This window comes from Mycobacterium sp. 23 (genome assembly GCF_048287075.1).
Classification (GTDB): domain Bacteria; phylum Actinomycetota; class Actinomycetes; order Mycobacteriales; family Mycobacteriaceae; genus Mycobacterium; species Mycobacterium gordonae_B.
Window position 1 is genome coordinate 1,906,799 of sequence record NZ_JBLVUX010000005.1, and the last position, 14,246, is coordinate 1,921,044.

The window sequence follows — 14,246 nt, forward strand, 5'->3', positions numbered from 1 at the left end:
GGGGGAACGAAAAATGAAGGCATTGTTGTGGTTTCGACGCGACCTGCGTCTGGGGGATCATCCGGCGCTTGCGGCTGCCGCGGAGAACGATGAGGTGCTGGCCTGTTTCGTTCTCGATCCGCGGCTGGAAGCCTCGTCGGGCCCACGGCGCCTGCAGTTTCTGGGCGACTCACTGCGCGGGCTGAACGACGATCTGGGCGGCCGGCTGCTGGTGACCCGCGGACGTCCCGAAGAGCGAATCCCCACCCTGGCCAAAGCGATTGACGCGTCGTCGGTGCACATCTCCGAGGACTTCACGCCGTTCGGGCGGCGCCGCGACGAGCTGGTGCGCGACGAGCTGGGCTCGGTCCCGCTGGTCGCCACCGGCTCGCCGTACCTGGTCTCGCCCGGTCGGGTCACCAAGGACGACGGCACCCCGTACAAGGTGTTCACACCCTTCTTCGGCAGGTGGCGCGAAACCGGTTGGCGCTCCCCCGCCGCGACCGGCGCCGATTCCGCGAGCTGGCTGGACCCGTCGGAGGTCAAGAACCGTAAACAGGTGAAGGCCCCCGATCCCGGCGTCGAGCTGGATCTCGCGGCCGGTGAGGCAGCGGCACTTTCGCAGTGGGCGACATTCCTCGAGGACGGGGTCAAAGGCTACGCCGACGACCGCAACCGGCCGGATCTGCCGGGCACCAGCCGGATGTCGGCGCACCTCAAGTTCGGCACCATCCACCCCCGAACCATGGTCGCCGACCTCAACCGACGGCGCCAGGGCGACTCGGCCTACTTGCGGGAGTTGGCATTCCGCGATTTCTACGCCGCGGTCGTGCATCACTGGCCGCACAGCGTCTGGTGGAATTGGAACCGCGATTTCGACGCCATCGAGACCGACACCGACGCCCAGGCGAAACAGCGGTTCGAGGCCTGGAAGGCGGGTGAGACCGGCTATCCGTTCGTGGACGCCGGGATGCGCCAACTGCGCGAGACCGGGTTCATGCACAACCGGGTGCGCATGATCGTCGCCTCCTTCCTGGTCAAAGACCTGCACTTGCCGTGGCAGTGGGGAGCCCGCTGGTTTCTGGAGCAACTGGTGGACGGCGACATGGCCAATAATCAACACGGCTGGCAGTGGAGCGCCGGTTGCGGCACCGACGCGGCGCCCTACTTCCGGGTGTTCAATCCGACGAAGCAGGGCGAAAAGTTCGATCCCGCAGGGGATTACATTCGTCGTTGGGTCCCCGAATTGAAGGACACCGACGATGTCCATCTCTCGAAGGGGCAGCGGCCGGACGGGTATCCGGAACCGATCGTCGACCACGCCGCCGAGCGGACCGAGGCCTTGCGCCGCTACCGCGACATCAGCTGACGAGAGACCGTTTCGCCGGATTGCTTCCCAGATTTTGTTCGGCGTGCAATCATCTCCCCGACTCAACGTTCTGCACACGCCAGGGAGGCGCTATGGCTCGGTTCGTTCGGACGCTGTTGGTCTCGGGGGCCGCCGTCGGCCTGATGGCCAGCGCTGGGGCCTGCTCGTGCTCGGTCGGATCGTCGGGTCCCAAGACGGTCAGCAAGAAGGACGTCGCCGGCCAGATCATCACCAAGATGACCGACGCGAAGGGCAACAAGCCCAGCTCGGTGAGCTGCCCGGACGACCTGCCGGCCAAGGTGGGCGCGCAGACGAACTGCGAAATGAAAGTCAAGGACGAGACCTACAACGTCAACGTCACCGTCACCAGCGTCGAAGGCAAGGATGTCAAATTCGACATGGTCGAGACGGTCGACAAGGACCAGGTGGCCCACATCATCAGCGACAAGCTCTACCAACAGGTCGGTCAGCGGCCGGATGCGGTGACCTGCCCGGACAACCTGAAGGGGGTCGAGGGCGCCACGCTGCGCTGCCAACTCACCGACGGCAGCTCCAAGTACGGCATCAACGTCACCGTCACCGAGGTGGTCGGCGGCGACGTCAACTTCGACTTCAAGGTCGATGACCACCCCGAGTAAGCCGTTGTCACCGTCACGTCGTGGCCGTCGAGATTGAGGCTGTGTACACCCGCGTCGGTGTGTCGTGTGCGTGCTGTCAGTGTCGCGGCCGTCAGCGAGCCTTCCCTATTGAGCGGCCTTCTTGCGTTCGATGTCAGCCAGCGCGGCAGCAAGTTCGGCACGTTGCGCCGCCGAGGTCTCCCAGGACAACTTGCGGTTCTTGACCACCTTGGCCGGCGCGCCGACCGCAATCGAATAGTCCGGGATCACGCCGCGGACCACCGCGTGCGAACCCAGCACGCAACCTCGCCCGACTGCGGTGCCCCGCAGCACCGACACCTTCACCCCGATCCAGGTGTCGGGCCCGATCCGCACCGGTGACTTGATGATGCCCTGGTCCTTGATGGGCAGCGTGATGTCGTCCATCCGGTGGTCGAAGTCGCAGACGTAGCACCAGTCGGCCATCAGCGCGGAGTCGCCGAGCTCGATGTCGAGGTAGCAGTTGATGACGTTGTCGCGGCCCAGCACGACCTTGTCGCCGAACCGCAGCGAACCCTCGTGCGCCCGGATGGTGTTCTTGTCCCCGATATGCACCCAGCGCCCGATCTCCAGCTGCGCGAGCTCGGGTGTGCAGTGGATCTCGACGCCCTTGCCCAGGAAGACCATGCCGCGGGTGATGATGTGCGGATTCTGCAGCTTGAACTTCAGCAGCCGCCAATATCGCACCAGATACCACGGTGTATAGGCCTTATTGCGCAGCACCCATTTCAGCGAAGCCAGCGTCAGGAATTTAGCCTGGCGCGGGTCTCTGAGCCTCCCTCCGCGCCACCTGCGATGGAGCGGAGCACCCCACATGCTCGTCATGGGCCGCAAGCCTACCCAAGGCGCCGCGCGATACCCTCACGTGTGCTCGCGCGACGTCTCCTGACGCCTGTCCTGGTGACCATCCTCACCCTCGCGCTCGGCGGTTGCGGCAACACCGACTCCTGGGTGGACGCGGCGCCCGCGCTGGGCTGGCCGGCACAGTACGGCGATGCGGCCAACAGCAGCTACAGCCCGACCACCGGGGCCGGCAAGCTGGTGCTGCGATGGACCCGTTCGGCCAAGGGAAGCCTGGCGGCCGGACCGGCGCTCGGAGCGCGCGGCTTCCTCGCGCTCAACGCACAGACCCCCGGCGGCTGCTCGTTCATGGAATGGGAAGTCAATAACGGCCGGCAACGCTGGTGCACCCGGCTGGTGCAGGGCGGCGGCTTCGGTGGCCCGCTGTTCGACGGCTTCGACAACCTTTACGTCGGGCAGCCCGGGGCGATCATCTCATTCCCGCCGACTCAGTGGACCCGCTGGCGGGAGCCGGTGATCGGGATGCCGACCACTCCGCGGTTCCTGGGCGACGGCCACCTGCTGGTGAGTACGCACCTGGGCCAGATGCTGGTGTTCGACACGCACCGCGGCGCCGTCGTAGGCACCGCACTGGACCTGGTGGACGGCGTCGACCCGGCCGATGCCACCCGCGGGCTGGCCGATTGCGCGCCGGCGCGGGCGGGTTGCCCGGTAGCGGCCGCACCCGCGTTCTCGGCGACGAGCGGGACGGTGGTGGTCAATGTCTGGCAGCCGGGAGCGCCCGCCGCGGGGCTGATCGGCCTGAAGTATCGCGGGGGTCAGCTGTCGCGCGAGTGGACCAGCGATGCCGTCGGTGCCGGGGTGCTGGCCAGTCCAGTCTTGTCGGCCGACGGAACCACCGTCTATGTCAACGGACGCGACCAACGGCTGTGGGCTTTGCAGGCCGCGGACGGAAAGGTGAAATGGTCTGTGCCGCTTGGCTTTACGGCACAGACGCCGCCCAGCGTCACCCCGCAGGGGCTGATCGTCTCCGGCGGCGGCCCCGACACCCGACTGGCCGCCTTCCGCGACAGAGGCGACCATGCCGAACCCGCCTGGCGACGCGATGACGTCACCCCACTCTCGACGTCGTCGGTGGCCGGCGACGTCGGCTACACCGTGGCCGCGGGCATGACCCTGCTGGTCTTCGACCCGCGCGACGGCCACACCGTCAACAGCTATCCGCTGCCGGCGGCCACCGGGTCGGCGCTGGGCGTTGCGGTGGGCAAGGACCGGCGGGTGGTGGCCGCCACCAGCGACGGCCAGATCTATGCCTTCGACCCAGTCTGACCGTTGACTCTGCGCTGATGGCGCGAGCTACTCGTAGTTCGTCGCCGCAGGCGCAGAGTGAACGGGCATTAGATCGCCAGCGGCGGGATCGAGGCCCGCGGCACCTGGACCTGAGTGGCCCCGGCGAAGGACGGCAGCAACTCGCCCTGGGCGAAGTAGAAGATCAGCGCGTCGTCGGTGATGGCGAAGTTCTGATAATTGGTCGGGTCATGGCCGGCGCCCAGCGAGATCGCCACGCCCAGGCCGGTCTGATGTTCCAGTTCGCGCTGGACGATCGGGAAGATGGCGTCCAGCGCGTTGGTGTTGGGCGCGAACAGCGTGTCGAACGTGATGGGCTGTTTCGTCCCCAGGTTGTAGTTGAACGCCTTGAACCAGTTGGACGGGCGGGCTCCGCCGAGGTCCTGGAAGAACTTCAGCACCACGCTGCGGGTGCGGGGTGGCTGTCCGGAGCTGTGTTGTTCGTTGGTCGCGTCCATCTGATAGGGCTGGTCGCGCCGGCCGCCCGAACTCTGCGCGACGTTGACGAAGCCGTCGCGGTTCTGCGTGATGTAGTCGGTCAGCGCCTGCTGGTCGGGATAGTCGACGGGAAACGTCATGTCCAGCGTGTAGGTGGCGCTGGATTGATGGATATGACAGCTCTCCGCAGCCTCGACCGAACCACCCAGTGCCGCACACGACGGCGGTGCGGCATGGGCCGGCCAGCCCGTCATGGCGGCAGCAGCCAACATCACGGCCGCTATCAGGTAACGCATCGTCGTTTCTGTCCTTGCAGTTCTTGCACACCAAAGTGGCGTGAGTACGCCCTATGAGGTAATCGCCGTCAGCGTACCCGGCGTTACCGAGAAGGACGGCAAACGTAGGCCACCGCATGGCTGGCGCTCTTCGCGCCGCTGCGTCCGATCCGGGCGATCACCACCGACAGCGCCGCACCGCCCCGCAGCCGCAGTCGCCGACGCAGGGCGTCAGGGTCAACCCGGACGCCGCGCACCAGGATTTCGGCTGCACCACAGTCCAGTGCCGTCAGCGCCTGACGCAACCGCCGTTCGTCGAAGGCCAGTTGCTCGAGGACCTCGAACCCACGCACTCCGGGCGGCAGCCGGTCACCGGACAGGTAGGCGATATCGGGGTCGAGTTGCCACAATCCGTGCCGGGCGCCGTAGTGCCGGACCAGCCCGGCGCGGACGACGGCGCCGTCGGGATCGACGATCCACCGGCCCGCCGGCCCGACCGGGCAGTCGTCGGAATCGGCCGAGGTGATCTGTTCGTCGCGGTCCAAAACGCTGGCGCGCCGGCGCGCTCCCGCCAGAGCGCCCGACCACAGACACGCCTCCCGGACCGAGCCGCCGTAAGACGTCACCTCGATCTCCCCGTCGAATCCGAGTCGGCCGAGTTCGTCGAAATCGATTCCAGGAGAACACTTCACCGCCAGGTCCCGGCCACGGTAGGCCTGCAGCAACGGGCCCAGGGCGGGCTGGTAGTCGGCCGGGCTGAAGCGGCGTCGGCCGCCGCTGCGCCGCGCGGGATCGACGATGACGGCCGCGTCGCGGCTGACCGGATGCAGCGCATCGGCTCGGCACAGAACCGACGTGGGCCCCAGGTTGTGGCGCGCCATCGCCAGCCGTACCGGGTCGATGTCGCTGCCGATCACCAGCTCGGCCACGCCGTGCAGGGCCGCCGGTTCCGTGCCGATCGAGCAGGTCGCGTCGTGCACGACCCGTCCGGCCAACCGGCGCGCGCGGTGCAGGGCGACGCGTGCGGCGGTGGACTGCTGCAGCGCTTCGTCGGTGAACAGCCACCGCGACACATCACCCAGTTCGCCGAGCTTGTCGGCGGCCCGGCGACGCAGCCGCGTCGTCTCCACCAGCACCGGAGCCCGCTCGCCGAAACGCCGGCGCACGGCGGCAATGTCGGCGATCAGGGTGGTGTCGCTCAACTCGAACTCGGCGACGGCGGCCAGCGCCGCGGTGCCCGACTCCGAGCGCAGATAACCGACGTCGTCGCAGGTGAAGAGCGTCAGGAGGGTTTGACCCCGGTGACCATCACGTTGTAGAACCAGCCCTTCGGCGCGACGTGCCGCCAGACGTTGGCGTCCACCCAGCTCAGCGCCTTCCAGCCGTTGAAGGCGAACTTCGCCCAGCCCCAGCCCAGCTTTCCGGGCGGGACCGTCGACTCGAAGGTGCGGACCGGCCAGCCGAGCATGGCGGCGGTGAACTCCTCGCTGGCGGTTCTGACGTCGACCGCGCCGGCGTTGGCGGCCATCCGCTCTAGGTCCTTGGGGTCGAAGGTGTGCAGGTCGACGATCCATTCCAGGGCCGCGGCCCGCGAGTTTTCGTCGATCTCCTCCTGCGGGCGACGCCAGCTCCCGAGCCCGGGCAGCTTCACCGCGCGGATGGTGACGTTCCATGTCAGGTCCGCCAGGGCCCGGGCGTAGCCATTGCCGACGGTGGTCGGCTCGCCGGCGAACACGAACCGGCCGCCCGGCTTGAGCACGCGCAGCACCTCGCGCAGCGACAGCTCGACGTCCGGAATGTGGTGCAGCACGGCGTGCCCGACCACCAGATCGAAGGTGTTGTCGTCGTACGGAATGCCCTCGGCGTCGGCGACCCGGCCGTCGATGTCCAGGCCCAGCGACTGCCCGTTGCGGGTGGCGACCTTGACCATGCCGGGCGACAGGTCGGTGACGGACCCGCGCCGCGCCACCCCGGCCTGGATCAGGTTGAGCAGGAAGAAGCCGGTGCCGCAGCCGAGTTCCAGCGCACGGTCGTACGGCAGCTCGCGGATCACCTCGTCGGGCACGATCGCGTCGAAGCGGCCGCGGGCGTAGTCGATGCAGCGCTGGTCGTAGGAGATCGACCATTTGTCGTCGTAGCTCTCGGCTTCCCAGTCGTGGTAGAGCACCTGGGCGAGCTTGCTGTCGTGCCGGGCCGCCTCCACCTGCTCGGCGGTGGCGTGCGGGTTGGAAGCGGGGATCTCAGAACTCCTCGTCATGCAGGGCAGCCTAACCGCCGTCGCTGTCGGCTTTCGCGTCAGCGTCCTGACCAGCGGCGAAAACCTCGATGTAGCGACGATCTTCGGCGGCGTGGCGTTCGGCTGCCGGGGAACCCTCGTACACGGCGTTGATGCCGGCTTTCGCGGCGGCCAGGGCCGGCCGCGGACCGTCCAGGAAGCGCCGCGCCCACGTCGCCGCGGCGTCGTAGACGTTGTCGGGGGCCACCATGTCGTCGATCAGGCCCAGCGCCAGCGCCTCCTCGGCATCGAAGAACCGGCCGCTGTACACCAGCTCTTTGGCCCTGCTCGGCCCGACGGCGCGGGTCAGGCGCGCCATGCCGTCACCTCCGGGCACCAGGCCGGCCAGGATCTCGGTGGCGCCGAACTTCACGTTGTCGCCGGCGACCCGCCAGTCGGCGGCCAGCGCCAGTGTGAGCCCGGCGCCCAGGGCGTATCCGGTGATCGCGGCCACGGTGGGCTTCGGGATCGCAGCGACCGCGGCGACGGCTTCGCGCCGCACCCGGGCCGCGGTGCCGGCCTCATCCGGGTTCAATGTCCGCAGTTCGGGCATGTCGTCACCGGCGGAGAAGATCTCGTGCCCGCCGAAGAGGATCACCGCGGCGACGTCGTCGCGCCGTCCCAACTCCTCCGCCGCGGCGACGACCTCCCGGTAGACCTGCCGGGTCATCGCGTTGGTAGGTGGCCGTGACAGCAACAGCATGGCCAGGCCGGCGTCCTGGGAGCCGTCGCTGACCACGACGCTCACGAACTCACTCAAAGCGGCCACTGCATCGATCCGCCGGCCTCGCGCGCCCGGTGGTAGCGGTCGGAGTCGAAGAACTCGAAGACCCAGTTGTCGCCGCGCTTCTCCAGCAGTGGCTGGATGGGCACGATCTGGCGTTCGACGGCCAGCACCTCGGCGACGCTGCGGCCGGCCAGCGAGTCCAGCTGGGTCCAGGTCGGCGGCAGCAGGACATTGCGACCGGCCTCGAAGTCGGCGATGGCGTCCTGCGGGAGTGCCCAGCCGGACAGGTCGGACTCGGTGTTCTCGCCGTCGGCGCGCTGCCCCTCGGGCAGGGCCGCCACGAAGAAGTAGGTGTCGTAGCGGCGCGTGCGCTCGGCTTCCGGGGTGACCCAGTTGGCCCAGGGCCGCAGCAGATCCGAGCGCAGCACCAGCTTCTCTCGGCGCAGGAAGTCGGCGAAGGACAGCGTGCGGTCGGCCAGCGCGTGCCGCGACTCGCGGTAGACCGAGGCGTCGCCGACGATACCGTCGGGGTCGTCGGCCGGTCCGGCGAACAGCACGCCCGATTCCTCGAACGTTTCGCGGGCCGCCGAGCAGACCAGCGCGATCGCCAGGTCGGTCTCGATGCCGAACCGCTGCGCCCACCACTCCGGCGGCGGGCCGGCCCACGCGATATCGGCGTTGCGGTCGCGGTCGTCGACCCCGCCACCGGGAAACACGATGACCCCCGGTGCGAATTCCATCGCGGAGTGCCGTCGCATCAGGAAGATGTTGAGGCCGCCGGGAGCGTCGCGGACCAGCATCACGGTGGCGGCCGGGCGGGCCGGCAGGGGTAGTTGCGGTTCGTTCATGAGCTTCTCCGATGAGCTGCACGGGTCCGCACGCGGCGCGCGAAGTAGCGGCCGTCAACCACATCGAGCGCAATCCGCTGTCCGAACGCCTTGGAGAGGTTCTCGGCGGTCAGCACGTCGGGCAGCAGGCCCGACGCGACGGCCTGACCCTCCGACAGCAACAGGCAATGGCTGAATCCCGGTGGCACTTCCTCGACGTGGTGGGTGACCAGCACCAGGGCCGGCGCGTCGGGGTCGGCGGCCAGATCGGCCAGCCGGGCCACCAGTTCCTCGCGGCCGCCCAGGTCCAAGCCGGCCGCGGGTTCGTCGAGCAGTAGCAGCTCCGGGTCGGTCATCAGCGCGCGCGCGATCAGCACCCGTTTGCGTTCGCCTTCGGACAGCGTCCCGTAGGTGCGCTCGGCGAGATGTTCGGCGCCCAGGCTTTCCAGCATGTCGACCGCGCGCCGGTAGTCGACGTCTTCGTATTGCTCGCGCCAGCGACCGAGCACCGAGTAGCCGGCCGACACCACGAGGTCGCGCACGACTTCGTCGGACGGTATGCGCTGTGCCAGCGAGGAGGAGCTCAGACCGATCCGCGACCGCAGTTCGCTGACGTCGACCCGGCCGAGCCGCTCCCCCAGCACGAAGGCGGTGCCGCTGGTGGGGTGCTCGGAGGCGGCCGCGATGCGCAGTAGCGAGGTCTTGCCTGCGCCGTTTGGGCCGATGATCACCCAGCGTTCGTCTAGTTCGACGGCCCAGTCCAGTGGGCCCACCAGGGTGCGACCGCCGCGGCGCAGCGACACATTTCTGAAGTCGATCAGCAGGTCGGGATCGGCCTCGAGCGAGCCGGGTTCGGGCACCCGCCCATCGTGCCGTACCGCGTGCCCGCTTTCACTGCCGGGTCGCGTTACCTCGCGAGCAGACGCAAAATCACCGTGGAGCATTCGCTCCCGGGTGATTTTGCGTCTGCTCGCGGGGGGCCGTTCGCGAGTCAGAGGTCGTTGCCGGCGTAGGAGAGGTTGAAGCTCTTATTGGCCAGCGGGAAGTCCGGCACGATCGTGTCCGCCATCGCGACGGGCAGGGCGGGCCAGTTGAACCAGGACGGGTCGACCACCTTGCATCGGGTGACGACCCCGGCGTCCACCTCGACCCGGTGGACCACGGTGCCTCGCCACCCTTCCACGATCCCCACTCCCGAGGTCCCCGCCGTGGGCACCGGTGCGCGATATTCCAACGGCCCACTGTGCCGGTCAACCAACGCCGCGATCAGCTCGGTGGACGCCGCGAACTCGTCGCGCCGCATCGTGTAGCGGGCCAGCACGTCGCCTTCGCCGCCGTGCGCGGTCGAGATCGGCAGGTCGGTAGTCGGGTGGTCGCGGCGGGCGTCGGTGCTGATGCCGCTGGCGCGGGCGACGTAGCCCAGGCAACCGAGGGCGCGGGCGTCGTCGCGACGCAGCACCGCGGTCTCTGCGAACCGGTCGTAGATCACCGGGTTGCCCAGTGTCAGCTCGCTGATCTCCGCAATCTCGGCGGCCAGCACCCGCAATTCCGCGGGATCCGGGAGCTGTTGGAGCACAACGCCTCCCGGCCGTATCCCGCCACGCAGCAGCCGGTGTCCGGTGAGGCGACGATTGATCCGCAGCACCGACTCGCGGACCCGCTGAGCATGCGCGTTGGCCAGTGCGAAGCCGACATCGTTAGCGAGTGCACCCAGGTCGGTGGCGTGGTTGTAGAGCCGTTCGAGTTCGACCAGCAGGGCCCGCAACCGGTGCACCGGCTCGGGTACTTCGACGCCGAGCGCGTCCTCCACGGCCAGACAGTATGCAAGCGCGTGAGCAGCGGCGCTGTCGCCACTTATCCGCTCGGCCAACTCGACACCGTCTGCGACCGCCCGGCCTTCGAAGAGCTTTTCAATTCCCCTGTGCACGAACCACAGTCGCGCCTTAAGCCGCAGCACCGATTCACCGATCACCGAGAACCGGAAGTGTCCGGGCTCGATCAGACCGGCATGCACCGGTCCGACCGGGATCTCGTAGACCCCGGTGCCGTCGACGGTCACGAACGGAAATGCGCCGACCGTAGCGAATTCCGGCGGCCGCCCGGCATCACGCCGCATCGGATGCCAGTCCTGCGGCCAGTGCGCGTGGCTGACCAACCGCCGCAGCTGCGGATGGCCGACCGGCTTCACCCCGTAGAGGTCCATCATCTCCCGCTCGAAGCGGCCCGCGGGAATCGACAGATGCCCCAGCGACGGCACCGACGGGCTGGTTGCGTCGGTCGTCAGGATGAGCTCGACGCGGCGGTCCGGCGCGCCGGCCAGGAGCAGATACACGACCCGGACCGCATCGCCGTCATCGTGAGCCGCCACCAACGCCAAGCGAAACCCGTTGTCCAGCAACTCCCCTACCGCGTGGGCGAGTTCGTCGCCGGTGACCTCACGCCGCTCCATCACCCGGCTCCGAACTGGCTGGCGGCCGCACTGAACAATCCCGTCAACGGACCCGCCGTCACACCGAGCACCAGCGACGCCACCACGCCGCACACCAGAGCACCTGCCACCGCGGTGGGTACCGCAATGGGCGGCGCATGCTCGTCCGGCGTTCCCAGCAGAATGCGCCGGGAGTTGCTGACCAGGGCCGCGAACGCCACGACCATCAGCAGCAGCGCGGCGCCGAGCACCCAGGACAACCGGGCGTCCGCCAGCGACCGCGCGATGGAGATCTCGCTGGCGAACATGGCGAACGGCGGCAAGCCAAGCAGGACAACAACTCCAGCGGCGAATGACACGCCTATCAAGCGCGAGCGGGACAGCACGGCGCTGATGTCGTCGATCACCGTCGAGCCGTGCGCGGCCTGCAACTGCCCACCGGCCAGGAACAGCACCGTCTTACCGACGCCGTGCGCCAGCACGTGCAACAGCAGCGCCGCGATCGCCAGCTTGGTGCCCACGGCCGCCGCCACCGCGATCAATCCCATGTTCTCCATTGATGAGTAGGCCAGCATCCGCTTGAGATCGGTTGCGACAGTCAGCAATAGCGCGGCGATCAATACGGTGGCCAGTCCCACCGTCAGCAGTCCGGCCCGCAGGAAGCCTGGCCCTACGGCGGCGTCGATGATCGTCCGCAGCCGGATCAGCACCGAAAAGGCAACGGAGAGCAGCACTCCGCTCATCAGCGCCGAAACCGGCGCCGGCGCCTGGCTGTGCGCATCGGCCAGCCACCCGTGGAACGGCACCAGCCCGACCTTCGCGCCGTACCCGATCAGCAGCAGCCCGCCGGCGAGCCGGGTGACTGCCGGGTCCAGATGTGCGGCGCGCGAGCCGAGGACATCGAGGTTCAGCGCGCTCGCCCCGTCGGCGCCGGCATGACGCGCGGCGAAGTACAACAAGACCGTGCCCAGGAACGCGACGGCGATGCCCACTGAACAGATCACCACGTACTTCCAGGTGGCTTCCAGCGCGGTCGCGGTGCGACGGTGGCCAACCAGGAACGCAGTGACCACTGTGGTGGCTTCGACGGCCACCCAGATCACCCCGATGTTGTTGGCCGACACCGCGACCGCCATCGCCGCCAGGAACGCCGGAGTCAGGGCGCCGTACAAGCGGGCGTCGCGCCGATCGGTGTGGCCGTGAGCCAGTTCGGCGTCGATATAGCCGATGCTCGCCCAGGTCGCCAGGGTGCCGACGACGCCGATGACGATCAGCATCGTGACCGAGAGCGCGTCGGTGCGCAACACCCCGCCCAGCGCCAGCCGCGGCTGGGCGCCGGTCGTGACGCCCAGTGCCGCTGCGGATCCCAGCACAACCAACGCGGACACCACGGTGAGCGCCGTGGTCCAGCGTCGCCACCCACCGGCCAGCGCGACGATCGCGGCTACCGCGGGCGCGAGTATCGGCGCCAGAATCAGGCCCGCTGTGATCGATCCTGTCATCAATCCCGCAATCTCTGCAGCCGGTCCAGGTCGGCGCCGCCGAGCATGCGCCGCAATCGGCCGGTCAGCACCCCCAGCACGATCAGGGCGAACAGAACATCCAGCGACGCGCCGAGTTCGACGATCAGTGGCACCCCCGCCGTCAACAGGAAGGCGGTGGCCGCAATCCCGTTGTCCAACATCAGAAAACCCGCGGCCTGAGAAATGGCGTGGCGCCGAGTGACCATCACGAACATCGCGATCAACACCACCGCCAGCCCCGCGGGGACCACACTGACGGCGGCGCCGGGGTCCAGGTCGACCACCGGGCGGGTGACCGCCAGGGCGACCACCGTGAGCGCCGCGGCGATCAGCAGCGATGCGGTGGTGTTGACCAACGGTGTGGCCTCGCGCTGTTGGCGTTCCTCGGCGCCCAGCGCATGCGCGAGCAATCCGGGCAGCACTATGCCGCGCAGCACGAACAGGGCCGCCCCTACGCCGACCAGCTCCCAATCCCGGCCGTGCACACCGAGAATGACCGGAATCGCGGCCAGGGCCACGCCCTGCAGCGCCAGCAACCGCGCGATCGAACGCAGGTCGCGGCGCCACACGATCAGCACCGCCGTCAGCACCAGTCCACCGGGCGCCAGATCGAGCACTCCCGCATAGTCGAGATTGGTCATCGCATCACCCCTGCGCCGCAAAGAAGTTCGCTGAGCTCACCGCGAGCAGAGCAAGCAGAAAAGACCCGGCCAGCAACTCCGGCACGCGGAAGAGCCGCAACTTGGCGATGAACACCTCAGCGCCGGCCAGAACGACGGCGGCAAGGGCGACTTTGATGCTGATGGCGATTATGCCGATGCCGACGCCGAGCGCGGTGGGCTGATCGCCGGCAATCCCCCACGGCAGAAACAGATTCGCAAGCAACGCCAGGAGCACCGTCAGGCGCATCGCGCTCGCCCACTCGACGAGTGCCAGCTTGGGCCCGGCATATTCGAGCACCATCGCCTCGTGCACCATGGTCAATTCCAGGTGCGTGGCGGGATTGTCCACCGGCAATCGCCCGGTTTCGGCGATCACGACGATCACCAGCGCGACGAAAGCCAGGATTCCCGCCAGCGACACCACCTCGCCCGGGTTGGCCAGGGTGAACCCGACGATCGCGCCCAAGTTGGCCGAGCGGGCGGGAATGGACAGCGCAAAGACGGCGAGCAGAATCGTCGGCTCCACCAGCGCGGCAATGGTGATCTCGCGGCTGGCGCCCATGCCACCGAAGGACGTGCCGGTGTCGATGCCCGCCAACGTCAGGGCCACCGTGCCCAGGAAGAGCAGACCCACCACAGCGAACAGGTCGGCGACAGGGTCCAGCGGCGAGCCGGTTGCCACCAGCGGCACGATCGCGGCGATCAGCAACGTGGTGGCCGCGAGCAGAACCGGCGCGACCGCGAAGACCAGCGTGGTGCCCGACGGCGTGACCTGCTGCTTGCGCAGCTGCTTACGCAGATCGCGCCACGGCTGCAGAACGCCCGCGCCGCACCGCCCCTCCGAGCGGGCCCGGACCTGGCGCATCAACCCCAGTATCAGCGGTGCGCCCACCATGACACCGCCGATCTGGGCCGCACCGGCAACCGCTGACATGACGT

14 protein-coding genes are annotated in these 14,246 nt (G+C 68.4%); 3 read left to right on the top strand and 11 right to left on the bottom strand.

Features of this window, described 5'->3' with window-relative positions; genetic code table 11:
• Positions 1-13 precede the first annotated feature (13 nt).
• Together ACNQS7_RS09650 and ACNQS7_RS09655 are read left to right on the top strand one after the other, a co-directional pair.
• Positions 14-1,348 carry a cryptochrome/photolyase family protein gene (locus tag ACNQS7_RS09650; RefSeq protein WP_418012386.1) on the top strand — a complete coding sequence of 445 codons (1,335 nt, stop codon included), beginning with the start codon at positions 14-16 and terminating at the stop codon, positions 1,346-1,348.
• A 92-nt stretch (positions 1,349-1,440) separates the two neighbouring features.
• A complete protein-coding gene (locus ACNQS7_RS09655) occupies positions 1,441-1,986 on the top strand; it encodes a DUF4333 domain-containing protein (protein ID WP_418012387.1) in 546 nt (181 codons plus the stop codon).
• 105 nt (positions 1,987-2,091) lie between these two features.
• Here the strand turns inward: ACNQS7_RS09655 and ACNQS7_RS09660 are convergent, their stop codons facing one another.
• Positions 2,092-2,829, bottom strand: a complete 738-nt coding sequence (locus ACNQS7_RS09660) for an acyltransferase (RefSeq protein WP_310785136.1) — start codon at positions 2,827-2,829, stop codon at positions 2,092-2,094.
• Positions 2,830-2,859: 30 nt separating this feature from the next.
• Here ACNQS7_RS09660 and ACNQS7_RS09665 point away from each other — a divergent pair, with 30 nt between their 5' ends.
• Positions 2,860-4,134: a PQQ-binding-like beta-propeller repeat protein gene (locus tag ACNQS7_RS09665; protein WP_418015948.1), complete on the top strand. Its 1,275-nt coding sequence runs from the start codon at positions 2,860-2,862 to the stop codon at positions 4,132-4,134.
• A 68-nt stretch (positions 4,135-4,202) separates the two neighbouring features.
• Here the strand turns inward: ACNQS7_RS09665 and ACNQS7_RS09670 are convergent, their stop codons facing one another.
• The 10 genes from ACNQS7_RS09670 to ACNQS7_RS09715 all read right to left on the bottom strand — a co-directional run bounded on the left by ACNQS7_RS09670 (position 4,203) and on the right by ACNQS7_RS09715 (position 14,241).
• Entirely contained in the window at positions 4,203-4,886 is a 684-nt protein-coding gene (locus ACNQS7_RS09670) for an esterase (protein WP_418012388.1), read from the bottom strand.
• 83 nt (positions 4,887-4,969) lie between these two features.
• The gene (locus tag ACNQS7_RS09675; protein ID WP_418015949.1) at positions 4,970-6,190 is read right to left on the bottom strand and encodes a THUMP-like domain-containing protein; all 1,221 of its coding nucleotides are present in this window, start codon (positions 6,188-6,190) and stop codon (positions 4,970-4,972) included.
• Positions 6,148-7,122, bottom strand: coding sequence for a class I SAM-dependent methyltransferase (locus tag ACNQS7_RS09680; RefSeq protein WP_418012389.1), 975 nt, complete (start codon positions 7,120-7,122; stop codon positions 6,148-6,150). The genes ACNQS7_RS09675 and ACNQS7_RS09680 overlap by 43 nt, the downstream gene beginning before the upstream one ends.
• 10 nt (positions 7,123-7,132) lie before the next feature.
• Positions 7,133-7,900 (bottom strand): enoyl-CoA hydratase, encoded by a 768-nt coding sequence (locus tag ACNQS7_RS09685; RefSeq protein WP_418012390.1) that lies wholly within the window; start codon positions 7,898-7,900, stop codon positions 7,133-7,135.
• Complete coding sequence (locus ACNQS7_RS09690; protein ID WP_418012391.1) at positions 7,897-8,715, bottom strand: NUDIX hydrolase; 819 nt, start codon at positions 8,713-8,715, stop codon at positions 7,897-7,899. Before ACNQS7_RS09690 ends, ACNQS7_RS09685 begins: the two co-directional genes overlap by 4 nt.
• Positions 8,712-9,554: an ABC transporter ATP-binding protein gene (locus ACNQS7_RS09695; protein ID WP_055576421.1), complete on the bottom strand. Its 843-nt coding sequence runs from the start codon at positions 9,552-9,554 to the stop codon at positions 8,712-8,714. Before ACNQS7_RS09695 ends, ACNQS7_RS09690 begins: the two co-directional genes overlap by 4 nt.
• A 131-nt stretch (positions 9,555-9,685) precedes the next feature.
• Positions 9,686-11,143 (bottom strand): NADH-quinone oxidoreductase subunit C, encoded by a 1,458-nt coding sequence (locus tag ACNQS7_RS09700; RefSeq protein WP_418012392.1) that lies wholly within the window; start codon positions 11,141-11,143, stop codon positions 9,686-9,688.
• Positions 11,143-12,624: a proton-conducting transporter membrane subunit gene (locus ACNQS7_RS09705; RefSeq protein ID WP_418012393.1), complete on the bottom strand. Its 1,482-nt coding sequence runs from the start codon at positions 12,622-12,624 to the stop codon at positions 11,143-11,145. The genes ACNQS7_RS09700 and ACNQS7_RS09705 overlap by 1 nt, the downstream gene beginning before the upstream one ends.
• Positions 12,624-13,286: a hypothetical protein gene (locus ACNQS7_RS09710; RefSeq protein WP_418012394.1), complete on the bottom strand. Its 663-nt coding sequence runs from the start codon at positions 13,284-13,286 to the stop codon at positions 12,624-12,626. The genes ACNQS7_RS09705 and ACNQS7_RS09710 overlap by 1 nt, the downstream gene beginning before the upstream one ends.
• Before the next feature lie 4 nt (positions 13,287-13,290).
• A complete protein-coding gene (locus ACNQS7_RS09715) occupies positions 13,291-14,241 on the bottom strand; it encodes a respiratory chain complex I subunit 1 family protein (protein ID WP_418012395.1) in 951 nt (316 codons plus the stop codon).
• Positions 14,242-14,246 lie beyond the last annotated feature (5 nt).